Here is a 24,517-nt window from a genome sequence, read left to right as displayed (position 1 = left end):
CTTCTTTCACTCCCGACCCACAAGCTTTAACATCTAGTTAACAACACTGTTCTAGAGACCTTTATAAAGGTTCACTGCTAAAGGAAGTCAATTATGCTGTCGATTTTCGATATATTTAAAATTGGTGTCGGGCCATCCAGCTCCCACACTAATGGTCCTATGCTTGCCGGATTCCATTTCACTCAGCTAGTTAGCGACTCTATGGCGAAAGTGCATCGGGTGCAAGTGGACCTTTATGGCTCATTGTCACTGACAGGTCGAGGGCACCATACAGACCGAGCCACGGTCCTTGGTTTGATGGGAAATAAACCTGATACCATCAAAATGAGCAGTGCCAAAAGTGCGCTACAAAATACCATAGAAAATAATACGCTCATGCTCGCCGGTACACACCAGATTGAGTTTAGCTACGACCATGACATCGTCTTTCATAGCGACAACCTTCCCTTGCATGAAAATGGCATGACGATTACGGCATTAGACGCTGCTGGAGATCAAGTAGCGTTTGAAATTTATTACTCCATTGGGGGCGGATTCATCGCCACCGCCGACGAACTAGAGAACGGCACGCAACAAGATGAGGTCGCAGTACCATTTCCGTTTACATCCGCAGATGAGATGCTGGAAAAAGCCGAGACGAACGGTTTCAGCTTGGGAGGCATGATCCTCCAAAACGAACTCGCATTTCGCTCAGACGAAGAAATTAACCAAAGAGCAGAGCAAATTTGGAAAGTGATGTCGCTCTGCATGCAACGTGGCTTCGATACGGAAGGGATTTTGGAAGGTGGTCTAAATGTCACTCGTCGAGCACCAAACCTTTTGAAAAAGCTCGAAGCCAACGCTGCAGTTGAAAACGATCCGATGGAGATCATGGATTGGATCAATCTCTTCGCCTTTGCGGTTAGTGAAGAAAATGCAGCAGGAGGGCAAGTCGTTACTTCTCCAACGAATGGCGCAGCAGGGGTGATTCCGGCGGTATTGATGTACTACCATCGCTTCATCAAAGAGCTCGATGTTAAACAGCTAAAAGACTTTCTCGCAGTCGCCGGCGCTATCGGCATCTTATATAAAACTAACGCGTCAATTTCTGGTGCAGAAGTGGGGTGTCAGGGAGAAGTTGGGGTTTCTTCATCCATGGCTGCCGCTGGCTTAACAGCGCTAAGAGGGGGCAGTAACGAGCAGATTTGTATTGCTGCGGAAATTGCGATGGAGCATTCATTGGGTATGACTTGTGACCCGATTGGCGGCTTGGTTCAAGTACCTTGTATTGAAAGAAATGCCATGGGAGCAATGAAAGCGATTAATGCATCGCGTATGGCATTAAAGCGCACAAGTAAATGCTTAATTTCGTTAGATAAAGTTATCGAAACCATGTATCAGACTGGTAAAGATATGAATAAAAAATACCGTGAAACCTCTTTGGGGGGCTTAGCTGTCATTCATATGGCACCGCCATGCGAATAATGGCAAGTGGTCATTGCGCTTAGCTTCTCACCATACGCTTATCTGGTAATTGTGATCTGATGATATTACATATAGAAATGCCGCGTTCTTCGCGGCATTTTCTTAACAAGAAACTATTCGATTAATCACGTCGACCACGAAGTTCAATTTTTTGAGTTGCAGCATCCGAATGGATTGTTACACCGCCATAGGCCATTTCATTGCGACCCTTCAGCGTCAATTGAGAATCTGCACGCTCTACGTCAACCTGATTTTTCGTTGCCATCGTCATATCAATCGTGCCCGTGTATGACCCATCGCCAGCAAATGCTACGTTTGTTGAGCAAACCATCAAAACAAGTGCGATTAGTTTTTTCATACATCACCTCTATTATCGTTCTAACTTTCTTTCGGTGGAAAAACTGTAACAACAGAAACGCGCTCATACGAGGAAAGCCATTATTTACCAAATGGAAATCCATGCTAATAAACTGGTGTAACCAAGAATAACTTATCGTTACCTTCAATAAATCAGGGATAAGGCCGCAACTTAAATTGACCGAGCGTTGTCTTTTCTTAAGAAATTCAGCGATATGATTTGTCGACAAAAGCCAAGCGAGAGAATGTATGAGCGTTAATCTGGATATTCAAAACATTTTGGTATTAAAACGGATGTATGAGCTACGTAACGTCCGGTTAGTCGCAGAATCACTCGGTAAAACGTCAGGAGCAATCAGCAAAAATCTGACTAAGATGAAAACTCAGCTCAATGATCCGCTATTCGTTCAGACCAAAAATGGCTTTGAACCAACAGCTTTTGTGGAAGCGAACATTGCGCATTTTGAGCAAATAATCAACAGTATTGATTCCATCAAACCACAGCATTTTTCACCAGCTCATTTTGACGGTTCAATCACTATTTATGCCAACACATTGTTTTGGGAGTACTTCGGTGACAAGTTTTACTTGGAGTTACTAAAGCACGCCCCAAACGCAAAATTCTCATGTTTGCGCTGGGGTAGCGAAGCAAAAAAACGATTAATTGACGGTGAAAACGCCATTGCGATTCATTACTTTGATGAAGATCTGCCACAGTCAATTGTTCAGACCGAACTAGGGCGAGGAAAAGCGGTATTTTTTGTTCGAGAAGATCATCCCGCTCAAAACTCCCAAGAACTAGAAGAATACCCTTTTATACTTTTTAAAACGCCGGGATGGAACGACTACCGATACCCTGTGTTGGAAAGGCTCAAACATATGGGTTTTAGAACCACACCTAAAGTGGAAATTGAGCATCCAGCGATGATTCAAAAAGTGCTTCTGAAAACGAATCATTTTGGCATAACGATGAGTGGACATGTTCCTAAGGGTTGCCGAAGTATCGCGCTTCCTGCTGGGCTAGAGCTTGATGTTCGCTACGTGATGAGCTGTCGTCGCTCTCAACAGCAAGCTCCGGTAAATCAGTGGTTATTAGATGTCATTAAGCATGTCGCTCAGTCCTAGACTGATGACTTGCCATTGCTAATAAGAGCCAAACCACACATGCGCTCTACTCACTCGCTGAACGAACATTAAAGACTCTGTATTAACCATTGAGCAAAGGTGTTTACGTGTGATTTTTCGGATGCTCGAACCATCATATAATGTGCACCAGAACTTGGCATATGCCAATTTCCAGCCTGGACTAATACGCCCTGTTGCAGCTCATCCTCAACAAGAAAGTCTCTTACCAGCAATACGCCAAGTTGATTAATCGCAGCATGAATAGCAAGCAATGAATGCTCAAACTCGGCGACGACTTTGCTCACCTTCCCTTGATAACCTTGGTGCGCAAGCCACTCTTGCCAAGATTCATGATAACCACTAGTACAGATTTTAGGCGCTTTAGCTAACTGCGAGAGGTCATTTATCGGGTTTAAATGCATAAAGCCGGGGCTTGCGACAACAATCCAGTTTTCTTGGGTTAATCGTATGGCTTCTTGCTCTTGCCAATCTCCATCTCCGTTAATAATTTCGATATCCGCAATTGCACTGGCGTTTGGAACTGTATTAGCAGTGGTCGAGATTTTAAAGGAAATGTCTGGGAATTGTCGCTGAAAATCAGCCAATCTTGGCATTAACCACTGAGAGCAAAAGCTGTGAGCGACATGTAAGTTAACTTGCGTATTCTTGGGACGAGTAAATAAATGCTGCGTCGTGGTCGATAATGTTTGAAGCACATGATTAACCACAGGCCAGTATTCTTGTGCGGAGCAGGTCAGCGTAAGGTGAGTGCCCTTGCGCTCGAATAACGTCGCATTGAGCTGTGACTCTAGCGATTTCACCTGTTGGCTGACGGCCGCACGAGTCACATTTAGCTCCTCTGCGGCTTTTGTAAAACTCTGTAGTCGCGCCGTGGCTTCAAAAGCTCGGAGCAAATTGAGCGGCGGTAAACTTTGCATATCATTCTCCCAAACACTTGGCTGTCATGCTATGAACTGGTGATGACAAATTGATGAAGGTGCTGAGTTTACGTATGTTGAGCACATGTCAAAGCGTCTCGATATAACTATGTTTCTACACAACTACTGAGTTTGTTAAGCGGGATCAAAAAAGCCAGCGTGATACACGCTGGCTTTTGGAACTTTATCTTAAGCAGGAATTATTCTGCTTTTTCAGTTGTTTGGTATTCAAACGCAGGAACAACCACTTCAACACGACGGTTCATTTGACGACCTTGACGTGTCTCGTTGCTTGCCACTGGGTTAGCTTCACCCATGCCTTTCACTGTCATACGCTCAGCCGCAATACCTTTTGCTTGGAACTCGTCAGCAACGGCTTTCGCACGTTTTTCTGTGAGTTGCTTGTTGTAAGCAGCAGAACCTGTCGTATCGCTGTAACCCGTGATCTCAACTTGAGCTTGTGGGTAAGTATTCATCAAATCAACGGTACCAGAAAGGTTCGACGCGTCTTTCACTTCTGCACTTTCTAAGTCGAATTGTACTGTCGCTGTAGTTTGAGCAGGGTAAACGTGATCTACAATGCGTGTTGCAGGACGTGCTTCTACCACCTCTTCAACGGCTTTTTCTTGAACGACTGGCTCAGAACCAAACTTGTAGTTGAAACCGATACCGAAGAAATCTGAATCCATGTCTTCAATTACATCATCAGACATATCTTGGTAGCGTTGGTATTCAGCACGTAGGCTCCAGTTGTAGTTGATTTGGTATTCAGCACCCAGAGAGCCAGTTGGTACGAAATCTTTCTCGTCACCAGCCATCATGTATGCAGCACCAACTTTCGCGAATAGATTCCAAGAATCCGTTAGCGGTAGGTTAAATTTAGGAGCAAGCGTCAACGCCCAAAGATCACCATCAACGGTGTTTAGGCCAGGCTTTTTGAAGTTTGCAGTGAAGTCACCAAGGTAATCAACACCATACTCTGCTGCAACGTACTTGTTGAAGCTGTAGCCTAAGTGCATAGATGCTGCAAAACTGTCGTCGTCACAAGGTTCGTTTAGGTAACACGCATCGTTTAGAGAGTTGTAACCTACTTTACCGCCCATGTAAGTGTCAGCAAGTGCAACGTTTGAGATCACACCACCAGCAAGTACAGTAGCCACTGCTATAGCGATTTTTTTCATTATTCTTTTCCTTTTTCTTGTACACAAAGCAACACACCGCGGCAGCATACTGCCGTAAAATATGAAGCCGTAACTTTCTCTTTTCTTCGAATAGAAATAGCTAAATAGCGTAGGAAAGAATCAAAAATGATATTCAAACGCCAATGACGTAAAACGGAAAAAGGTAACCTCAAGACCATCTATTCATGAGCTTCATCCGCATACCCAACCGAAAAATAAAGTTCGTTGCGTTGGTTTAGCCATAGTCAATTCGTTGCGGAGAATATCACAAAGAAGCCCACTTTCTGTGATGCAAATCACCATAAAAAGCCACTTTCTCAAATTTAAGAATCATCATTTAAGCTTGTGAATGGCAACAAATTTTTACAGGGGAGCGTGGAGCTGGAGAGCACAAAAAAACAGCTCATTTAAATGAGCTGTTTTCGAAATAATGAAAAAGCGTTAACTCGTCGAGCTAAATTTTATCCGCTACGGTTAACGTTGCAGCTAATACATCTTGCCCAAACAAGACACTACGCTCAGGAGACCAACCATAAAGTGGATCTGGGTGATTGTTGTTATCTTTAAATGGCATTTCGATTGTGTAAGATAAGCATTTGAACTGCTCTGCAACCCAATTTGAACCGACCGTCAAATTCGCTTTACCAGGCTCATCTTTATCGTAACCAATCTCATCTTGGAACTCTGGCGTAATAGTCAGTAACGCTTGCTTAAATGATGTCTCTAAAGCGGCAAGATTTTCATCGTAAGAAGGAATACCTTCTGAGCCAGCGACGAAGTTATACGGAATCGCTTCATCGCCATGAATATCTAAAAACATGTCAACACCCGTTTCCAGCATGCGCTGACGCACAAGGTAGACTTCTGGGCTCTTTTCCATTGATGGCGTTTGCCATTCACGATTTAGGTTTACGCCTACTGCGTTGGTACGCAAGTGACCGCGAATACCACCGTCTGGGTTCATGTTTGGTACGACGTAAAGCACCGCTTTTTCAAGCAATGCACGCGCAACCGTGTCGTTTTCATCTAACAGACGTTGGATCATCCCCTCCATGAACCATTCCGCCATTGTCTCACCTGGGTGCTGACGTGCAATCATCCAGATTTTCTTTTTACCTTCTTCTGGCTCACCGAAAGTAAGCAGGCTCATATCATTGCCGTCTAATGTGTGGCCTAGTGTTTCAAGTTGGCAATGGTGCGCGCTTTGTGCCATGTGTAACAAGTCTAAATGACGATCGTACGTGTATGGCGCAAAGTACGCGAAGTAAACTGAACTGCGCTCAGGGATTACAGTGAAAGTCAGCGTGTCGCCATCGAACTCTGCCGGTACTCGGAACCATTCTTCACGATCGTAAGACGCAACCACATCGTAACCTTGCCATCCTTCTGGATAAGCCGATTTAGCCAAATCAAGCAATTTGATGGTGTGCGATTGCTCAGCTTCTGTCTCAAGACGGAAGTGGAACCACTGGTAGAATTCCGACATATTGTCGTTAGGAATTTTGAGTTGGATGTCGTTTTTGTCGTCCGCTTTCACTACGTGAATGCTGCCGCTATCGAAGTTGCTGAATACTTTCATTTTATGACTCACCTTTTAAATCTGAGCTTGAAAGACAGAGGCTAACACAAGGCTTCATCGCGCCCCAATGACTTTCACTGCAAACTGTCTCGTTTGTGGCTAAAGTCTTCAGTTTAGTCAAGCTTATCCGCTTTGCCTGCTGGTCCCGCGAGTTTTGCTAGCCACTTATCCCAGATAAACGGCGTTTTCTCGTTATCTTCTGCTTCCTCTTTTCGACGTACCGCGTTGCGCACTATCATAGCCCCGGTCCAGCGAAGCGGTTCTGGTGGGAAATACCCCAACGGTCCTTTGGCTAAACCACTGTTCGTCCACTCGTTATCGATTCCCAATATCAATGAAGATAAGATCTTTCCGCCCATTCGAGTCTGCGCTACACCATTGCCTGAATAACCAAATCCGTAAAAGATATTGCTCTGTTTATCTAGCTCGCCGAAAAAAGGGAAACCAGTAGCAGAACGATCAGAGCCCCCCGTCCATGAATAAGCAAACTCCTCTCCTCTCAAATGAGGAAACAACTTATCGAACGACTTGCGCAGTAGACCTTGGTAGCGTGTTGGCTTGTTAAACATTGCGTCAACTTGGTTATTGAAAGAAAACTGATTGCCGCCTTTCCCCAACATCAAACGGCCATCTGGCGTATCTCGGTAATAGTGGACGAAGATACGTGAATCCAACACGCTAGAACCTGCCTGCCAACCAGATAGAGGTAGTGCGTCACCAAGCGGCTTGGTGATCACCATGTCGGAAGAGACCACCACGATACTGTTTTTGAACTGTTTAAACTGCTCCACCATCCATGCATTTAATGCCAATACCACCTGCTGCGCTTGAACATTTCCTTTAGGTGTACAGACAGTGGCAGGTTTTCCATAATCTAGACGCGTCATCGGCGTGTTCTCATAAACTTCTACACCCAGATCAATAGCAACACGGCGTAACCCCCTCACTAATAATGCAGGTTGAACGCTGGCTGCAACTGGAGAGTGAAAGCCTTCTATATGTCGAGGTGAACCCGCATTGGCACGCAGTTCCTCCACCGAGCAACGACGCCAACTGTTCACTTCTAATCGCTTTAACTCGTCCACAACTGGCTGCATTCCCCCAGTTTGAGCCTGATTGGTTGCAGTGTAATAAACCCCTTTCAACGATAAGTGCGCATCGATGTTGTGCTGCTGACAAAAGTCGTCAATCTCTAGCACTGCTTGTTCCGACTCTTTTACTAACCAAGCAGCATGTTCTTCACCGAATAACCGTTTCAATGTCGGAAACTTGGTAGACCAAGTCAGCATACAACCGCCGTTTGCGCCCGATGCACCACTGCCACAAAGGCCTTTTTCAATCACGACTACCTTTTTTTCCGGAGATTGCTGCTTAATCATAATCGCGGTCCAAAGTCCGGTGTATCCGCCACCAACAATCGCAACGTCAGTATTAATGTTCTGCTGTAACGGTTGTGGCGTTTCTGGTTGCTCTGCTTCAATTGCCTGCTTGAACCAATATGAATGATGTGTCATCGGGTATCCTCGTTAGTGCGTTACATCCATTTCCGCAAACACTTTACAAACGATGATGACAATCAACGAGCAAGAAAATCTAACGCTGAGCGATAGAAAATGTTGCACTGAGAGTGTGAAAATTTTCGCTTTCGACAAAAACAAAATGGGGAGCTCGTGGCTCCCCAAAACAAACAGCAAAAAATATTAGTGGTAAACAATTCAAGTCCGTCTTACTGGTTAGTATTTACCGGTATCACGCATGCGGTACTCGTATTGAACATTGAGAATAGGCTGGTAAACAACTTGCCCGTCACTTTGCAAGAACTCATTTACCATGACTTTTGAGTCAGTGATAGAAAACGATTGGCGATCAACATACGTTGTAAGGCTCGTAAACTCATCACGGAGTTGTCCAGATGATTTATTTTGGTAGCTTTGGATCATGTCTCGGCCCATTTCATAAGCCGCTTGTTTGCTATCCATTACGTCTCCATGGATAGTTTCGGTATCGTTTGTCCACTGATAACCACCAGCAAGAGCCATAGAAGGTGCAGCAATCAGAGCAATCGTACTTGCTAAAGTTGTTAAGCGTTTCATAAACCTCTCCTTACTTACCTTTACATCGGGCCAAAATTGGCTCGATACTTATAAGGTACGTATAAAGACCTAAAACACGTCAAAACAATTTCAAATAATGTTCAATTTTCGTTCAACTTATTTCACATTAACTTAGCAACTCAACGTCATATTCAGCCGACATTCGCATTTTTTTCATTTTGAACAATGGGTTTCAACCTGACACTTCCTTACCAAACCATACAATACCTAAGGTCAATTTTCTCTTAGAATTCCAGCAAAAGAACAGTGTTCAAAACCTTACAAAAACGTCGGACACAGCAAAAACCACCTCTTTTCAGTCGTGCTTTGCATTCCTCCTTTTCGGGTTCTTCGCTGCTCGTCCGTCGGTTCTTAATTGTCGCTATTGAGCACAAGTTAATCTGGAGTGAAAATGACCGCGAACAAATCCATTTTTTACCATAGCAAATCGATTTACTCAGATGATTATGCTGATGTCTACAAGCCAATTTGGACCTACAGAGCTAAGTTCATCTTACGTGCGCTTTATTACAAACGTGCGTTTAAGCACCTTTCAGACAATATTGAATCGTCATTGTTAGAGTTGCTTTGTACACGTACGCATCGATTTTTAGAGAAGCCGTTTCGTCCGTATATCATCAAAAACAACTCAGCGTTCGATCGTTCTAACTTGGTGGTTGATCACTATAAAACGATTTCAGAACTGTTTTCTAAACAAACAATCGAAGAAATCTACACAGACTCGAAAGGCCTAACATTAGCCTCTTTTGAAATTGACGAAATACTGTACTCGGTGAGATTAGTATACGAAGCACGTTATCAAAAAGAAGGCGACATGAGCCTAGTGCTGCACAGCGCTGAAGATGGCAACTTCTACACGCTCTCTTTTACGCTCGGTCACATCGAATCTGGGCGCAGCATTATGATTGGCGGCTTACAAGGACCGCGAAGCAGTGAAGAAAACAACGCGAAAATTAAAAAGCTAACTCGTAAGCTTTACGGACAGAGACCAAAAAGCTTGATGGTGAGCTTGCTCACTTTGCTCGCACAAATTTGGGAAGTAAATACGATTTTAGCAGTGAAAACTCAGTCCCATACTTACGCAGCTAAGCGCTACAGCAAAGGGCGAATCAAAACGGATTACGATGCACTCTGGCAAGAATTGGGCGGCACCGAATACAATCGTCATTTTTACTCAATTGATGTAAATGCACCCCGTCGAGATATCGAAGGCATGTCGCGCTCTAAGCGTTCGATGTATCGTCGCCGTTATGAATGGCTAGACAACACCAAGGTCACTTTCGAACAAATATTAAAAGGCGAGCAAGCTAAAAGCTAAGGAGAAGCGTTCATGCGTTATTCATTCATTACTGCTTTAGTGTTGTCGGCTTTTTCTTTGTCAACCAATGCAGAAACCAGTGTGCACATCATAGGTACAAACATTGGCTATGGCGATGTGAACTACGACGCTCCGACAAGCAAAGAATCAGGCGACATGTTCTTAGGTGAAATATATTACCGCTACATGCCAACACATAACTTTGGTATCGAAGCAGGTTATAAAGGCGCGTTTGACGGTATCGGCTCGATACTCGTGAGTCCGATTTCAGAAGTCACCGATACGAGCTTCTCCGGACCTCGCTTGAGTGGCTATGCTAGCTATCCTCTGGGTTCAGGTTTCGAACTGTACGGCAAGGCAGGTGTCACTCTCTACACTCTCGAATACACTTATAAAGTGAACGGTCAGAGCAAGAACATCGAACACTCAAGTGTCGGAGGTGAAGCGGCTGGCGGTATCGGCTGGAGCTATAAACACTTTGGTTTGAATGCAGAATATGTGTACTCAAAAAACAGCGATTTTGACTCTAGCGGCGTGATGTTTGGTGCGCAACTGCGTTTTTAAACAAGGCTTACAAGTTAATACAAAAGGCAGCGAGAGGCTCATTCGCTGCCTTTTTTCGTGAATATAGGTCAATACGCAAGCGCGAGAATGATCCCCGCCACGATCGAAGTAACGCCAAGCCCTCGGGTGAGATACCATTTCTCAGACAAAAACCAAATCCCCATAAACAATCCAAACACAATGCTGATTTGCCTTAGTGCCACCACCAAACTCACGTTGTCGGTCATGGTCATCGCAAACAGCACCAAGCCGTAGGTGGATGCCATCATTACCCCTGCCATGCTGGCTGTTTTGCGGATCTGCCACGCTGTCTTAATCTCATCTGGTTTGCTCGTAACTAAGCACCACACAAGAGCAGGAATACCAATTGCCCAAAACTGCACGCCCAAGTAGAAGATTGCACTGTACTGATCATTCAAGATCTCTGATGCTTGTCCTGTGAGTAAACTCAGCGCTTCTTTGTCGACCACCGAGTAACCCGTTGTGCCTATTGCGGCAATCAATGCCCAGAACACACCAACGTTCAAATAAGAGCCCAATGTCATCTGACGAAAATTCGTCAGTGGTACCAGCATACAACCAAGGGTAATCAGCAAGAATCCAAGCCACTGCTGACTGGATAATTCATGCCCCAATGCCACACTGATTGCGCCGACCATCATCACAGGCAACGCCCGAGCAATTGGATAAACCACCCCCACGTCTGCATGCTTATAAGCGACAATCAAACCGACCAGATAGACCATTTGTGAAATGCCGCTAATGAACAGCAATCCCCAAAACTCGCTCGGTAATGATGTCCAGCCAATGGTCACCAAATACCAAATCAAATAAGGGGTAAGAATGAAACATGCAGAAAAGCTGGCGGCCATAGTAAACGCGAGCCCAGAGCCTGAGTTGCTTTTGCCAAGGATATTCCACCCCGCATGGAGAACAGCAGAAAAAACGACGAGACCAATCGCCAACAAATCCATTTCAATGTTCCTGTCTGAATAAAATAAAGGCCCCGAGATGGAGCCTTAGATAATGAGAAAATCCACTTAACGATTGAGTTCCGCCAGAGATTCAATGCTGATGGCATCGTGTCGCCAATACTCGATATCACAATCAATCAACTCACCGTGCTGGTTGTAGTTGATGCGCTCCACTACCATCGCTGGCGTACCGGCTGTCGCACGCAGTGCCTGAGCCATTTGCCCCAACAAAGTGCTGGTTGAAATGCGGTAGCGAATCTTTTGATACGTCACGCCATAATGATCGCGGTAAATGTCCGTCAGTGAATTTGATAAATCGTAGTCTAGTAGGTTCGGAAACAACTCTGGGCGAATGTAGTTTGTTACGAACACCACAGGTCTATCTTCAAGGTATCGCACACGGTCAACTCGATACACATCCGAGAAAGGCTGCAAGTCCAGCAAGCGCGCCGCTTGTTTGTTTGCCAACGTCCCTTTTGCTGCAACCAACTCCGTTTTTGGCACACGATTTTGCGCTTTCGCCATGTTCGGGAAGTTTAGCGTTTGGGTTGGGTCGTAACGCAATGGCTCGGGTGAGATAAACCAACCTCGGCGATCTTCGCGATAGATTCGACCTTCTGCTTCTAGCAGTGATAAAGCTTCACGCAAAGTAACGCGTGTAGTATCGAACGACTCCGCCAACTTACGCTCTGCTGGCAGTTTTTGACGCGGCGATAGCATGCCCGCTTCAATCTGTTCAACAATCGAATCTTTAATTTTTACGTATTGCACGAAGTGTCCTTATCTTTTGCGCCAAGCTTGTGTGCGATTCTCTAACAATTTACCCAAAGTCATCTGAACAATCTTCGCAATTGCGGCAGCAATCATGATCATCACAGCCATCGCTGCTGCAGCGCCAGTTTGACCTGCATCGTCCATGTTCAGAATCGAGACCGAAGCCGGAATCGTATCGGTTGAGTAAAGGAATACTACCGCAGAAGTGGTGGTCAATGCATTAACAAACAAATAAGTCGCAATGTCCAAAATCGCTGGTAAACACACAGGTAATGTCACTTTAAAGAACAACTTGTATTGAGGAAGCTTCACCGATGCCGCCGTGGCTTCAATCTCCGATGGCAACTGCTTTAGCGCTGTCAGGGCTGTCATGTGACCCACGGTGTAGTAATGCACTACCGTGTTAATCACCAAGAATGCCATGGTGCCATAAAGCACATTCAGAGGATTGTTCGCGTCATTGAAGTAAAAGATGTAACCCAAGCCAAGCACCATACCAGGAACCGCCATTGGCACCACGCTGAGCATTTGCATCACCTGACGAATTGGACCAAACGCACGCCCTTTCTCAATGCAGTTCGCACCGACAAAGATGATTGCTGTACCGATAACCGCTGTCCAACCTGCCAGCGTTAGCGAGTTGAAGAATGGGCTCCAACCGTAGGTGCTCATTTCAGCAAAGTTGTAGTTGTTTAGCGTCAGCGCTTTGTTCCAAGGCCAGAACGTAACTAACGAGCCATACACCGCCATGCCAAGCACAGCCAACACTGCGATAGAAATGATACTGCAGTAAACCAAACAAATGCTGTCGCGCGCTTTGTTGGGTTCTGGCTGATAGGGCACCGAACGTGTGTCGAATAAGCTCTTTTGTTTTTTCTGTACCCAGCGGTCTGCACCGAACGCCATTACCGCAGGGAATAACAACATAATGCTGGTTACCGCACCCATGGCAAAGTTTTGCTGTCCCACAACTTGCTTGAAGATGTCAGTCGCCAGAACGTTATAGCTGCCACCAATCACTTTCGGCACACCAAAGTCCGTGATAACCAGTGTAAAGACGACGATAAGCGTACTGATCAAACCGTATTTCGCCGCAGGTAACGTCACCATAAAGAAGGTTTTGATTGGTGAGGTTTTAAGTGCGCGGGCTGCTTCATACAAACGGGCATCTGAAGTGCGCAGCGAAGTGGTTAAGATCATCAATGCATGAGGGAAGGTCCAGAAAATCAAACCCATCGAGATACCAATCACGCCGTAAATCGAGTTTCCTAACAGCATCTCTTTGGCAATGCCTTGATTACCGAAAAGGAAAATCAAACTGATCGCTGGTAACAACGAAGGCGCGAGAATCGGCGCAGTACCTAGGATTTGAAACAAACCTTTAAACGGCATACAGGAACGAGTCAGCGCGTAGGCATAACCAAACGCAAGCACACCCACGACCGAGGTCACAATCACGCCCAAAGTGAAGGTGTTGCCTACCGATACCCATAAGCTTGAAGAGGAAAAGTATGTCGCAAAGTTTGCCAATCCGACAAATTCGCCATTGGCATTTTGCACACTCTTGGTCAACATTGCCCAAAGCGGCATTAAGATGAACAGCACCATCATGGTCGACAAACCAGCGAGCAAACCGAACAACACAAGGTTGTCGCGGCTAACACGTCCGAGTAAGGATTTTGCTTTGTCTTGTGTGGTCAGGCTATTCATCGTCATTGTCTTCGCATCCATGTTTACACCTACGCTGCTAGCGCTTTATCAACCGAGGGCACGGCGTAACCATGCAGCCCTTCTTCAGCAAACTGGATGTAACGTACATCGCCCGCCTTGATATTGAGTTTTTGAACCGTTTCCACAGGCACATCCACGACGATGGTTTTCGTTGAGCTGTCGTTTTGCAATACGCAATCAATGCGGAAAAACGCTCCCAAAAACTCGGTAGCCGTCACTCGCACTGGTAAAGAGTTGGTGTAGTTTTCAACGAACTTGATACTTTCAGGACGCACCGCAAGGTCGAAGCGGTCACCACGTTGGATCTTACGATTGGTCAAGCTTGGCGCTGGCATTAGGGTTTCCGCAATGCGCACTTGGGAGTCGGTTGCGACTGAAGTTTCTATAAAGTTCATGCTACCGACAAACTCAGCGACAAAGCGCGTTGCTGGTTGTTGGTAGATTTCTTGAGGTGTGCCAACTTGCTCAATCACACCATGGTTCATCACCACAATGCGATCCGCCATCGACAGCGCTTCGTCCTGATCGTGCGTAACCATGATGGTGGTGATGCCAAGCTTGCGTTGCAGCTTACAAATCTCGTCACGTAAGTGAACACGTACTTTTGCATCCAGCGCCGATAATGGCTCATCAAGTAGCAGTAGACCCGGAGACAACGCTAATGCGCGAGCGAGTGCCACACGCTGCTGTTGGCCACCAGAAAGTTGGTTAGGGAATTTCTCGCCAGAGGTTGGAAGACCAATGGTTTCTAACCAATAATCCACCTTCTCTAACGCTTCTTTGGTCGACATACCTTGGTTCTTCAAACCCACCGCAATGTTCTCTTGCACGGTAAGGTTCGGAAACAGCGCGTAAGATTGGAAGACGATGCCGAAATCGCGCTTCTCTGGTGGTAGGAATGTGGTCTCTTGACCGTTTTGAAAAATCGCACCAGACGTTGGCAAGTCTAAACCGGCAATGGCACGTAGCAGAGTGGTTTTACCGCAGCCAGAAGGACCAAGAAAACAAACGAACTCGCCCTTTTCAATCGCTAGCGAGATTTTCTTTAATGCAGTGAACTGTCCGAATTTCTTCACTACATTTTCAATATTTAGGTAATGTTGGTTAGTTGACATAACACACGCTCCAAATGGTATATACCAACTTTAATTTTGGAGTGTTACGTTCCAATGACAAATTTATAGCCAGAAGATGACAAATAGATGAAGGGAGATAAGGTTTGTTTAAGTGGTAATTAGAGATTCCCGACTTTCTTAAGTTCGTCATTCCAGCGAACCTAGGTGAGACTAGGAATCTACTTTCAGCAAACTCTGAAATAAAAGAGAAAACAAAAAATCCACCTCAACCGAGGTGGATTTCAGCATTCAAATTAGAGCAAATTCAATTAAGACTTTGGTTCTGATTTCGCGTCGAACTTCTCAGACCATGCAGCTAGGATCTCTGCACGCTTGCTGCCCATTTGCGCGAAGTCCATCTTCGCCATGTTCTCTTGAACATTAGGGAAGTTAGACACAGTCGCTTTCACTTCTTTATGTGCAACCACCGGGTACATTTCTACGTAAAGCTCGTTTGCTGCTTTAGAGATTGACCAGTCGACAACGCGTTTCGCTGCATCCGACTCTTTTACAAGACCAACGGCTTCTGATTCCCAGCCGATGCCTTTTGGTGTGATAACCGCTAGTGGCGCACCTTGTGTTTTCAGCTTCGCGCCGCGGCTCGCCATCGAGATACCGATAGCCACTTCGCCCATACCCGCTTGAACACATGGCTTAGAGCCAGAGTGCGTGTAGTGTGCAATGTTCTTGTCTAAGTCACGCATGTAGTTCCATGCCTGATCTTCACCCATGTTTTGTAGCCAAGCAGAAACCTGCATGTAGCCAGTGCCCGAAGACGCAGGGTTCGGCATTGCAATGTGACCTTTGTAAACCGGCTTCGTTAGGTCTTCCCAAGACGTTGGTTTCGGTAGGTTAAGTTGTTTCGCTACCGCTTCGTTGAAACAAACTGCGTTAAAGAACGCATCGTTACCGAACCAAGCTTGGTTTGATTGAGGGTCGTTTAGATTCGCGTGCAGCTCTTCCAAACCTTTTGGTGTGTAAGGCTTAAGAAGACCTTCATCTTTAAGCAGTGCCATTGACGAACCTGCAAGGCCCCAAACCACTTCCGCTTGAGGGTTGTTCTTTTCTGCCAGCAATTTCGCCGTCATGATACCGGTGGAATCGCGAACCCACTTAATCTTGATATCTGGGTTATCTTTCTCAAACGCAGACTTGTATTTAGCAAGAATGTCAGTTTCGAAAGCGGTGTAAACCGTGACTTCCTGTGCTGCCATTGCATTCGTAGCTAGCAGAGAGACAAGTGCAGCCAGCGATCCTTTCATCAAACGGTTTTTCATCATTTTCTCCAGTTAATTTGGTCTGTACCAGTTGACGATAACCACCCTACTGAGCCTTTGTGACGAAATCATGACCATTAAATGGCAGTTTTACGAAAATTTGCGATGAATAATCGTTCAATTGATCCGCTATTTTCTGGATATTAAAGTTTTATGAAATTGGAGATTCGCCTATTTACTGCCCTTTTCTTCCTCGCTAGAGTGAACTCGAAATTTGGTGTAGACCAATTAGCTTATTCTGATGGAAATCGAGATGAAAAACGAATACCTATTACTGACTCCAGGTCCTCTATCTACTTCTGAAACGGTACGTGAAGCCATGCTAAAAGACTGGTGTACTTGGGATGATGAATACAACAAAGACATTGTAGAGGTGATCCGCACTAAGCTTGTAAAACTGGCGACGGAGCAAGACGGCTATACCAGCGTACTAATGCAAGGTAGCGGCACCGCATCAGTAGAAGCAACGATTGGCAGTGCCATTGGCAAAGATGGAAAATTGTTGGTTGTCGACAACGGTGCTTACGGTGCGCGTATCGCTCAGATCGCTGATTACCTAAATATTCCATGCCATGTAGTTTCCCCAGGCGAAACATCACAGCCACACTTGAACGAGGTGGAAACTGCATTGGCATCGGATCCTGCGATCACACACGTGGCGATTGTTCACTGTGAGACAACCACTGGCATGCTGAATCCAATTGAGGCATTTGCTTCTGCGGCAAAAGCACACGGTAAAGTCGTGATTCTCGATGCCATGTCGAGCTTTGGTGGCATTCCTATCGATATCGCAGAGCTAGGCATCGATTTTATGATCAGCTCAGCGAACAAATGTATTCAAGGCGTGCCGGGTTTTGGCTTTGTGATTGCGAAGCAAACTGAGCTCGAAAAGTGCCAAGGTCAGGCACGTTCTTTGAGCCTTGATCTTTACGACCAGTGGCACTGCATGGAAGTGAACCACGGCAAATGGCGTTTCACGTCTCCAACGCACACGGTTCGCGCTTTCTATCAAGCATTGTTAGAGCTGGAACAAGAAGGCGGCATTGAGGCTCGTCATAACCGTTACCAAACTAACCAGAAAACACTGGTTGCAGGTATGCGTTCTCTGGGTTTCGAACCACTACTGAGTGATGACCTTCATTCGCCAATCATCACTTCTTTCTATTCTCCGACGCACAGTGATTACCAGTTCAAAGCGTTCTACACGCGTTTGAAAGAGCAAGGCTTCGTGATTTATCCGGGTAAAGTATCGAACGCAGATTGCTTCCGCATCGGCAACATTGGCGAAGTTTACCCAGCAGATATCGAGCGCTTAATCGGTGCAATTGAAAAAGCAATGTGCTGGCAAGTTGCGTAAAGCAGCCTTCTGATTGAGAGAGCGTTATGACTCAGAATATCAAACCGCCCCATTTCCGCAGCGAAGGCGATGTCAACACGACACCTGCGCGCCAAGCTTGGAATGCATCGATGGATGACGAACGCACGCAAACATTATTGAAGCGTGATTCGGAGGTCTTTCTTCATCAAGCTATGTCGACACCTTGCTTAGATACCTTGGAAGCAGCAGAAGGCATCTATATCCAAGATGCTACCGGCAAAAAGTACATGGACTTTCATGGCAATAACGTCCACCAGCTAGGCTATGGTCATCCGCATGTGATTAACCGTGTGCAAGAGCAAATTGCCAAACTGCCGTTTTCACCACGTCGTTTTACCAACGAGACCGCGATTCAATGTGCCGAAAAACTCACCCAAATCTGTGGCGGCGAGTTGAATCGCGTGTTGTTTGCTCCGGGTGGCACATCTGCGGTTGGCATGGCTCTTAAATTAGCACGCCACATCACGGGCAATTACAAGGTGGTGTCGCTGTGGGATTCCTTCCACGGCGCATCATTGGATGCCATCTCAGTAGGTGGCGAAGCGTGTTTCCGCCAAGGCATGGGACCATTAATGGCAGGTGTTGAGCGCATTCCACCAGCAGTGTCTTACCGAGGTGCTTTCCCAGTCGCAGACGACAGCGATGTGCATTACGCCGATTACCTTGAATACGTGATTGAGAAAGAAGGCGGCGTGGGCGCGTTTATCGCAGAAGCGGTTCGTAATACCGACGTACAAGTGCCGAGCAAAGCCTACTGGAAACGCATTCGAGAAATCTGTGACAAACACAATGTCATGTTGATCATCGACGACATCCCTAACGGCATGGGTCGCAGCGGTGAATGGTTTACCTACCAAGCCTACGACATCGAGCCAGATATGCTCTGCATCGGTAAAGGTTTGGGCGGAGGCTTAGTGCCTATCGCAGCCATGGTAACCAAAGACAAATACAACACCGCCGAGCAAATCTCCATGGGTCATTACACTCATGAGAAAAGCCCTATCGGTTGTGCTGCGGCACTGGCAACCATGGAAGCCATTGAGCAAGACGGCTTGCTAGATAAAGTCAAAGCCGACAGCCAGTTTATGCGTGAAAAGCTGCTAGAGATGAAAGCCAAATACCCAGTGATTGGTGATGTTCGTGGCATCGGCATGTTATGGGGCATTGAGCTGGTTACTGACCACGAAAGCAAAGCACGCGCGTATGACGAAGCGGAAGCTGTGTTGTACCAATGCCTCAACAACGGAGTGAGTTTCAAGGTATCGCAAGGTAACGTGATTCAACTCAGTCCACCGCTGATCATTACTCGCGAACAACTGACAGAAGCGTTGGCGCTCTTTGAAGAAGCGATCGCCAAAGTGTGCAAAGACTTTAACTACTTCTGACCTCAACAAAACCAATTTATCCAGAGCGCGGTTCCAACGTGTAGGCAAGCGCTCTGGCAAGCAAGAAAAAGGATTGAACATGAGCAACTCACCAATTCAAGCAGTGATCTTTGACTGGGCTGGCACTATCGTCGATTTCGGCTCTTTTGCGCCAACCAGCATCTTTGTGGAAGCATTCAAACAAGGCTTTGATTTTGAAATCGACCTTGAGGAAGCGCGCGAACCAATGGGGCTTGGTAAGTGGGATCACATCCAAGCAGTGGGTCGTATTCCTGCAGTTGATAAGCGCTGGAATGAGAAGTTTGGTCGCTCAATGACCAGCGAAGACATCGATGCTATCTACGCAGCATTTATGCCGCTGCAAAAAGCAAAAGTGGCTGACCACGCAGAGCCAATCCTTAATGCGATTGAAGTTGTGAACGGTCTGAAAGACAAAGGCATCAAGATCGGTTCTTGTTCTGGTTACCCTCGCGAAGTGATGGACGTACTGATTCCTGTTGCAGCGGATTACGGCTACAAACCAGATTACGTAGTAGCAACGGATGACCTGCCACAAGGTGGTCGCCCTGCACCATTTATGGCACTGAAGAACGTGATTGAGCTGAATGTTACCGACGTTAATGCGTGCATCAAAGTGGATGACGCCGCACCGGGCATTGATGAAGGTCACAACGCCGGTATGTGGACCGTTGGCTTGCTGCTTTCTGGTAACGAAGCGGGTCTAACGTTTGAAGAATACCAAGCCGCGGACGAAGCAACACTTAATGCCGCTCGTGAAAAAGCGCGTGCAAAATTGCTCAAGAGCTCGCCGCACTACCTCATCGACACCATTGCTGACTTCCCAGAAGTGGTTGCAGATATCGAACGTCGCCTAGCAGCAGGTGAACGTCCGTAATCTTCATCTTCCACTAACAAATGAAACAAACGCCCCTCTCGTGAGGGGCGTTTTTCTTTTTGGCACTATCTTAATGAGCTTTGGCTTATTGAAGCGTACTTCCGTTAGATAGCAGCTTTCTTGTCGGCTCTTGCTCAGTGTATTCGACCGCATCGTGAGCGGCGAGCTTATCGACTTCCGCCTGTTCACCCACCACAATCAACACATGTTGTTTCACCAGAGCGTCGACCACTTCAATGTTGTGCTGACGAAGAAGCGCTCTCACTTCGCTCTCTTTTCCTTCATGATACTTAACAAAGTAACGTGCAGGTTGCTGCTCGGCTTGATCTTGGCGTTCATCCACGAGAGGAAATCCTTGATTGTTTGCCAAGCTGCTTGAGCTCAGTCCGATTGCCAATAGTGCGGTAGCGCCTACCGCAGACAAAGAAAGTAAGGTCAACTTCTTCATAGTCACTCCTTATTGAAAGGTCAGAGTCCAACTGTTGATGGTGCCTGTGTCTCTTCTGGCACTGTCTACCGCTTTTAGTTCCCAAGAACCTTGCGATTCAAAACCAGAAAAATCCGCTTGGAACGTATTTTTTATATCGTTAGCGCTGCCGCCGGTATTATTGTGAAGTACAACTTCTCCACCAGTCGGTGACGTTAAAGTCACTCGTAGATCACCGATGTAAGTGTGGCTAATATCAACGTCAATACTTACTGTGCCTGAATCACCAGAGCGATCGACTTCTACTGCACTGATTGCGCCAGAAGATTTATTATCTGGAATCGCGACAGGGCTGGTATTTGAGAAGCTAGAATCCGAAGAGCTACCACCATCAGGTCCATTACAGCCAGCGTCCAAGAACAGCTTCGCCGCTTCAGCATTAACTAGGCCGTGGCCAGTACGGTTGTCTCGACCAGCAACATCAATATCTGTTGCAGTTTTCACTAGGGCATTACGCACTTGCGCTGCTGTACAGGTTGGGTGGTAACTCCACACCAAGCCAGCTACGCCCGTTACGTGCGGTGTCGCCATTGATGTACCATTGTAGTACTCGTAATCTTCACCAGAGGTTGTTGCAACAGTAATTTCCTGACCAACATACCCCAACAGCTCTTGACCAAATGCACGATCAACCGTTACCGAAACCATACGATAAGCGTTGTTTGTGTCTACCAAGAATGGGTTTTGTAAACCAGGTAGTTCAGAGTTGCTGTATACGATTGCAGCTCGCGCACCCGCATTGTAACAAGCCTGAACCGCATCTACTTCAGGGTAGTTTCCTGAAGACTGGTTGCCGATACGCTCAGTCAAACAAATTTTGCCCGACATATCACCACAGTTAAAGTTACCGCCAGATACATCACAGCTATCTAGCGTTGCCGTTACTGAACCCGCGATTGGATCCGGAACATACGAAGAACCGTTATTGATCAAACGATTGTGAGGAACAATCCCACGATCAAACTGGCTTACACCATTCAAGGTAATATCAGAAAGTTTACCTTCACCTACCGTAACTGTTGATAAGATCGCCACACCCGGGCCTGAGATCTCAACTTGATTAGTAGATTGTGAGAACGCTGCATGATCATTTTGATTATCAACAGCCGCAACAGACATCACTGAGTCATAAGAAGCTGGATAGCTGTGCGCTGTATTGCCATCATTACCTGCAGCGGCAATCAATAGAACGCCTTGATCGTAAATATTTTGCAGTGCATTTTGCTCAGTTCGGCTTGATTGACTACCACCAAGGCTCATGTTCACAACGTTAGCACCATTATCGGCACAGGTCTGGATTGCTTTAACAAGCCCAGATGAGTAACCCCAACCCGATTCGTTAAATACTTTCACGATGTGCAAATTAACATTCTGGTTTGGCATCACACCCTTTACACCTTCGGTGTTGGCAATCGCAGCAATCGTACCCGCGACGTGAGTACCGTGGGCATTGTTGTTACCCGGATCACTCCATGATCCCGTACCACTATCGTTAGTACCAGCAACGCGGTTACCGCTTAGGTCGTTGTGCGAAATGTCGTACCCTGAATCGATAATACATACAGTGCGATTACCCGCATTGAAGTCAGCTAGCAGTTGAGCATTAACCGCTTCATATCCCCATGGGGTCGTTTCGCTGAGCAAATAGCGAGGTGGATCGACTTCCACGTATTCCACATCACTACGGTTGCGAAGCGGCTCTAAGTCATCGCCATCCAATTCAACGCTGTAAATGGCGCGATTACCCAGTTTTTCCACCTTACGTGCCTTCACCTGTTCTAGAACAGACTCCTGCGCGATTCGTGGCCCCCAGAATGAGTTACCACCCATTGAAGAACGGCTGACTGCATCTTCTTTGAATTTGACGATGTACTTCGTCGGTAACTTAGATTCATCAAATCCCATTGGTGGAGCCGCAAACGCTGACATCGAAGTGGTCAGTGCTATTGCTACGGCAGACAACGAAAATAAGCCTTGTTTTTTACTTGTTGTGTAGTGCATTTGCCCTATTCCTTATTTGAGCTAATTTTTATTCACTATATTCTCATGAAAAGTCATCATCATGATGTTTGCATGAGAGCTTCAGCTATAGTTTACAGAGCAAAAATGCCAAACAATTTGTTTCATGAATATACAAATTTGTACAAAAGATCATTCAATAAACACTTTAAGTTAACATTAAAAATCATCAACAAAACCTTATAAAGCAATTACTTAATTAACAAAAAGTGAATGTTAAATTAATGTTAGTGAGTAATTATTCTAAATATCACCCATTTAATCGATTGCTATGCTGAATGGATTTTTTGACCGTGGTGCCAAAACTGAAATATTGAATATTTAGTTGTTGACTGTCTTGAGCATTTACTCAGAATTAGAAGGTTTAGTGAGAAAAATTCTCATCTAAATACTGTTATAGCCGAGCGTATTCACGCATTCGGAACAATAACCATTACAAGAAGAGTGAATGATGAAAAAAACAATCACACTATTAACTGCATTACTTCCGCTTGCCTCCGCCATTGCAGAGGAGCCAACTTTATCACCAGCAATGGTTTCTGCGGCTGAAGTGGTTAGCGCGCAAGAAAATCAAACTTATACGTACGTTCGATGCTGGTATCGTACGAGCCACTCTAAGGACGATGCGGCTACCGATTGGAAATGGGCAAAAAACCAAGATGGTAGTGACTTCACTATCGATGGTTATTGGTGGAGCTCTGTTTCATTTAAAAACATGTTCTACACCAATACCTCACAAAACGTAATTCGCCAGCGTTGTGAGGAAACACTAGATCTAGCGAACGAGAACGCAGACATTACCTTTTTTGCTGCCGACAATCGTTATTCTTATAACCACACGATCTGGAGCAATGATGCTGCAATGCAACCAGATCAAATCAACAAAGTAGTGGCTTTAGGCGATAGCTTGTCTGATACAGGCAACATCTTTAACGCGTCCCAATGGCGCTTTCCTAACCCGAATAGCTGGTTCTTGGGTCACTTCTCAAACGGTTTTGTTTGGACGGAATACGTTGCTAAAGCGAAAAACTTACCGCTATACAACTGGGCAGTTGGTGGCGCAGCAGGTGAAAACCAATACATCGCGCTAACTGGTGTCGGCGAACAAGTTTCTTCTTACTTAACCTACACAAAGCTGGCGAAGAACTACAACCCTGCTAACACATTGTTTACGTTAGAGTTTGGTTTAAATGATTTCATGAACTACAACCGTAGCGTGCCGGAAGTAAAAGCGGATTACGCTGAAGCTCTGATTCGTTTAACAGACGCTGGCGCGAAGAACTTCATGTTGATGACACTGCCTGATGCAACCAAAGCACCACAGTTCAAATACTCAACACAGGAAGAAATTGAAACGATTCGTGCGAAAGTATTGAAAATGAACGAGTTCATCAAAGCACAAGCGATGTACTACAAAGCCCAAGGCTACAACATCGCATTGTTTGATACACACGCACTGTTTGAGAAGTTAACCTCGGCACCAGAAGAACACGGTTTCGTAAATGCAAGCGACCCTTGCTTAGACATCAACCGTTCATCCTCTGTTGACTACATGTACACTCACTCATTACGTTCTGAATGTGCAGCATCTGGCGCAGATAAGTTCGTGTTCTGGGATGTGACTCACCCAACCACAGCAACGCATCGTTATGTGGCTGAAAAAATGTTAGAAAGCAGCAATAACTTAGAAGAGTTTCGCTTTTAATAAGCCGTTGTTGTTCATTGCAAGTTAATCTGCATAAAAATGACCACGATGCTTCGTGGTCATTTTTTATCGATATCGACCCCCGATAACGGGTTTATTTGAGCTCGCTTACTTCAAGCCGTTGATTTAGAGACGTT

Annotated in this window: 21 protein-coding genes; 8 read left to right on the top strand and 13 right to left on the bottom strand. The window is 45.8% G+C overall.

The genetic code is table 11. From position 1 onward, the window contains the following. Positions 1 to 93: 93 nt before the first annotated feature. On the top strand, positions 94 to 1,464 hold the full coding sequence (locus L3V37_RS03135) for an L-serine ammonia-lyase (RefSeq protein WP_237305823.1): 1,371 nt from the start codon (positions 94 to 96) through the stop codon (positions 1,462 to 1,464). A gap of 121 nt (positions 1,465 to 1,585) precedes the next feature. Here the strand turns inward: L3V37_RS03135 and L3V37_RS03130 are convergent, their stop codons facing one another. Beyond that, on the bottom strand, positions 1,586 to 1,822 hold the full coding sequence (locus tag L3V37_RS03130) for a hypothetical protein (RefSeq protein ID WP_005374030.1): 237 nt from the start codon (positions 1,820 to 1,822) through the stop codon (positions 1,586 to 1,588). Between the two features lie 248 nt (positions 1,823 to 2,070). Here L3V37_RS03130 and L3V37_RS03125 point away from each other — a divergent pair, with 248 nt between their 5' ends. Beyond that, a complete protein-coding gene (locus tag L3V37_RS03125) occupies positions 2,071 to 2,946 on the top strand; it encodes a LysR family transcriptional regulator (protein ID WP_237305822.1) in 876 nt (291 codons plus the stop codon). Positions 2,947 to 3,014: 68 nt separating this feature from the next. On the opposite strand, the gene L3V37_RS03120 is transcribed toward L3V37_RS03125, so the two are convergent. The 5 genes from L3V37_RS03120 to L3V37_RS03100 all read right to left on the bottom strand — a co-directional run bounded on the left by L3V37_RS03120 (position 3,015) and on the right by L3V37_RS03100 (position 8,737). Beyond that, positions 3,015 to 3,884: a LysR substrate-binding domain-containing protein gene (locus L3V37_RS03120; RefSeq protein ID WP_237305821.1), complete on the bottom strand. Its 870-nt coding sequence runs from the start codon at positions 3,882 to 3,884 to the stop codon at positions 3,015 to 3,017. A gap of 200 nt (positions 3,885 to 4,084) precedes the next feature. Then, positions 4,085 to 5,065, bottom strand: a complete 981-nt coding sequence (locus tag L3V37_RS03115; protein WP_005374035.1) for an OmpA family protein — start codon at positions 5,063 to 5,065, stop codon at positions 4,085 to 4,087. Positions 5,066 to 5,519: 454 nt separating this feature from the next. Continuing rightward, the gene (locus L3V37_RS03110) at positions 5,520 to 6,644 is read right to left on the bottom strand and encodes a M14-type cytosolic carboxypeptidase (RefSeq protein WP_237305820.1); all 1,125 of its coding nucleotides are present in this window, start codon (positions 6,642 to 6,644) and stop codon (positions 5,520 to 5,522) included. 113 nt (positions 6,645 to 6,757) lie between these two features. Then, positions 6,758 to 8,158, bottom strand: coding sequence for an FAD-dependent oxidoreductase (locus L3V37_RS03105; protein WP_042523350.1), 1,401 nt, complete (start codon positions 8,156 to 8,158; stop codon positions 6,758 to 6,760). 219 nt (positions 8,159 to 8,377) lie between these two features. Next, on the bottom strand, positions 8,378 to 8,737 hold the full coding sequence (locus L3V37_RS03100; RefSeq protein WP_017819758.1) for a DUF3316 domain-containing protein: 360 nt from the start codon (positions 8,735 to 8,737) through the stop codon (positions 8,378 to 8,380). Positions 8,738 to 9,149: 412 nt separating this feature from the next. On the opposite strand from L3V37_RS03100, the gene L3V37_RS03095 reads away from it, so the two are divergent. Both L3V37_RS03095 and L3V37_RS03090 read left to right on the top strand, forming a co-directional pair. Beyond that, complete coding sequence (locus L3V37_RS03095) at positions 9,150 to 10,076, top strand: VirK/YbjX family protein (protein WP_005374042.1); 927 nt, start codon at positions 9,150 to 9,152, stop codon at positions 10,074 to 10,076. A gap of 12 nt (positions 10,077 to 10,088) precedes the next feature. Continuing rightward, positions 10,089 to 10,640 (top strand): outer membrane beta-barrel protein, encoded by a 552-nt coding sequence (locus L3V37_RS03090; RefSeq protein ID WP_182015801.1) that lies wholly within the window; start codon positions 10,089 to 10,091, stop codon positions 10,638 to 10,640. A 68-nt stretch (positions 10,641 to 10,708) separates the two neighbouring features. Here the strand turns inward: L3V37_RS03090 and L3V37_RS03085 are convergent, their stop codons facing one another. The 5 genes from L3V37_RS03085 to L3V37_RS03065 form a co-directional block, all read right to left on the bottom strand. Next, positions 10,709 to 11,614: an EamA family transporter gene (locus L3V37_RS03085; RefSeq protein ID WP_237305819.1), complete on the bottom strand. Its 906-nt coding sequence runs from the start codon at positions 11,612 to 11,614 to the stop codon at positions 10,709 to 10,711. 66 nt (positions 11,615 to 11,680) lie between these two features. After that, positions 11,681 to 12,385: a phosphonate utilization transcriptional regulator PhnR gene (phnR, locus tag L3V37_RS03080; protein WP_237305818.1), complete on the bottom strand. Its 705-nt coding sequence runs from the start codon at positions 12,383 to 12,385 to the stop codon at positions 11,681 to 11,683. A gap of 9 nt (positions 12,386 to 12,394) precedes the next feature. Then, positions 12,395 to 14,119, bottom strand: a complete 1,725-nt coding sequence (locus L3V37_RS03075; protein WP_237305817.1) for a putative 2-aminoethylphosphonate ABC transporter permease subunit — start codon at positions 14,117 to 14,119, stop codon at positions 12,395 to 12,397. Between the two features lie 8 nt (positions 14,120 to 14,127). Further along, a complete protein-coding gene (locus L3V37_RS03070) occupies positions 14,128 to 15,234 on the bottom strand; it encodes a putative 2-aminoethylphosphonate ABC transporter ATP-binding protein (RefSeq protein WP_237305816.1) in 1,107 nt (368 codons plus the stop codon). 269 nt (positions 15,235 to 15,503) lie between these two features. Beyond that, positions 15,504 to 16,514 carry a putative 2-aminoethylphosphonate ABC transporter substrate-binding protein gene (locus L3V37_RS03065; protein ID WP_005384363.1) on the bottom strand — a complete coding sequence of 337 codons (1,011 nt, stop codon included), beginning with the start codon at positions 16,512 to 16,514 and terminating at the stop codon, positions 15,504 to 15,506. 250 nt (positions 16,515 to 16,764) lie between these two features. On the opposite strand from L3V37_RS03065, the gene phnW reads away from it, so the two are divergent. The 3 genes from phnW (at position 16,765) to phnX (ending at position 20,169) form a co-directional block, all read left to right on the top strand. Next, entirely contained in the window at positions 16,765 to 17,868 is a 1,104-nt protein-coding gene (phnW, locus tag L3V37_RS03060) for a 2-aminoethylphosphonate--pyruvate transaminase (protein ID WP_237305815.1), read from the top strand. Between the two features lie 26 nt (positions 17,869 to 17,894). Next, positions 17,895 to 19,274: an aspartate aminotransferase family protein gene (locus L3V37_RS03055; RefSeq protein WP_237305814.1), complete on the top strand. Its 1,380-nt coding sequence runs from the start codon at positions 17,895 to 17,897 to the stop codon at positions 19,272 to 19,274. A gap of 79 nt (positions 19,275 to 19,353) precedes the next feature. Next, the gene (gene phnX, locus L3V37_RS03050) at positions 19,354 to 20,169 is read left to right on the top strand and encodes a phosphonoacetaldehyde hydrolase (RefSeq protein ID WP_029798315.1); all 816 of its coding nucleotides are present in this window, start codon (positions 19,354 to 19,356) and stop codon (positions 20,167 to 20,169) included. Between the two features lie 85 nt (positions 20,170 to 20,254). Here the strand turns inward: phnX and L3V37_RS03045 are convergent, their stop codons facing one another. Together L3V37_RS03045 and L3V37_RS03040 are read right to left on the bottom strand one after the other, a co-directional pair. Next, entirely contained in the window at positions 20,255 to 20,617 is a 363-nt protein-coding gene (locus L3V37_RS03045) for an ATPase (RefSeq protein WP_130546472.1), read from the bottom strand. A gap of 9 nt (positions 20,618 to 20,626) precedes the next feature. Next, entirely contained in the window at positions 20,627 to 22,657 is a 2,031-nt protein-coding gene (locus tag L3V37_RS03040; protein WP_237305813.1) for a S8 family serine peptidase, read from the bottom strand. 466 nt (positions 22,658 to 23,123) lie between these two features. On the opposite strand from L3V37_RS03040, the gene L3V37_RS03035 reads away from it, so the two are divergent. Beyond that, positions 23,124 to 24,380 (top strand): type 2 secretion system lipase, encoded by a 1,257-nt coding sequence (locus tag L3V37_RS03035; RefSeq protein WP_017819748.1) that lies wholly within the window; start codon positions 23,124 to 23,126, stop codon positions 24,378 to 24,380. The last annotated feature ends 137 nt before the right edge of the window (positions 24,381 to 24,517 follow it).

The sequence above is a fragment of the Vibrio sp. D54 genome, assembly GCF_021728075.1.
GTDB lineage: Bacteria > Pseudomonadota > Gammaproteobacteria > Enterobacterales > Vibrionaceae > Vibrio > Vibrio alginolyticus.
This window is presented reverse-complemented; position numbering and strand designations above follow the sequence as displayed.

Bases quoted from the DNA above. Each gene is read 5' to 3' on its own strand.
- L3V37_RS03055 (WP_237305814.1), top strand. From the start codon at position 17,895: ATGACTCAGAATATCAAACCGCCCCATTTCCGCAGCGAAGGCGATGTC.
- L3V37_RS03095 (WP_005374042.1), top strand. From the start codon at position 9,150: ATGACCGCGAACAAATCCATTTTTTACCATAGCAAATCGATTTACTCA.
- L3V37_RS03115 (WP_005374035.1), bottom strand. From the start codon at position 5,065: ATGAAAAAAATCGCTATAGCAGTGGCTACTGTACTTGCTGGTGGTGTG.
- L3V37_RS03105 (WP_042523350.1), bottom strand. From the start codon at position 8,158: ATGACACATCATTCATATTGGTTCAAGCAGGCAATTGAAGCAGAGCAA.
- L3V37_RS03090 (WP_182015801.1), top strand. From the start codon at position 10,089: ATGCGTTATTCATTCATTACTGCTTTAGTGTTGTCGGCTTTTTCTTTG.
- L3V37_RS03040 (WP_237305813.1), bottom strand. From the start codon at position 22,657: ATGCACTACACAACAAGTAAAAAACAAGGCTTATTTTCGTTGTCTGCC.
- L3V37_RS03135 (WP_237305823.1), top strand. From the start codon at position 94: ATGCTGTCGATTTTCGATATATTTAAAATTGGTGTCGGGCCATCCAGC.
- L3V37_RS03100 (WP_017819758.1), bottom strand. From the start codon at position 8,737: ATGAAACGCTTAACAACTTTAGCAAGTACGATTGCTCTGATTGCTGCA.
- L3V37_RS03130 (WP_005374030.1), bottom strand. From the start codon at position 1,822: ATGAAAAAACTAATCGCACTTGTTTTGATGGTTTGCTCAACAAACGTA.
- L3V37_RS03070 (WP_237305816.1), bottom strand. From the start codon at position 15,234: ATGTCAACTAACCAACATTACCTAAATATTGAAAATGTAGTGAAGAAA.
- L3V37_RS03125 (WP_237305822.1), top strand. From the start codon at position 2,071: ATGAGCGTTAATCTGGATATTCAAAACATTTTGGTATTAAAACGGATG.
- L3V37_RS03035 (WP_017819748.1), top strand. From the start codon at position 23,124: ATGATGAAAAAAACAATCACACTATTAACTGCATTACTTCCGCTTGCC.
- L3V37_RS03065 (WP_005384363.1), bottom strand. From the start codon at position 16,514: ATGATGAAAAACCGTTTGATGAAAGGATCGCTGGCTGCACTTGTCTCT.
- L3V37_RS03075 (WP_237305817.1), bottom strand. From the start codon at position 14,119: ATGGATGCGAAGACAATGACGATGAATAGCCTGACCACACAAGACAAA.
- phnX (WP_029798315.1), top strand. From the start codon at position 19,354: ATGAGCAACTCACCAATTCAAGCAGTGATCTTTGACTGGGCTGGCACT.
- L3V37_RS03120 (WP_237305821.1), bottom strand. From the start codon at position 3,884: ATGCAAAGTTTACCGCCGCTCAATTTGCTCCGAGCTTTTGAAGCCACG.
- L3V37_RS03045 (WP_130546472.1), bottom strand. From the start codon at position 20,617: ATGAAGAAGTTGACCTTACTTTCTTTGTCTGCGGTAGGCGCTACCGCA.
- phnW (WP_237305815.1), top strand. From the start codon at position 16,765: ATGAAAAACGAATACCTATTACTGACTCCAGGTCCTCTATCTACTTCT.
- L3V37_RS03085 (WP_237305819.1), bottom strand. From the start codon at position 11,614: ATGGATTTGTTGGCGATTGGTCTCGTCGTTTTTTCTGCTGTTCTCCAT.
- L3V37_RS03110 (WP_237305820.1), bottom strand. From the start codon at position 6,644: ATGAAAGTATTCAGCAACTTCGATAGCGGCAGCATTCACGTAGTGAAA.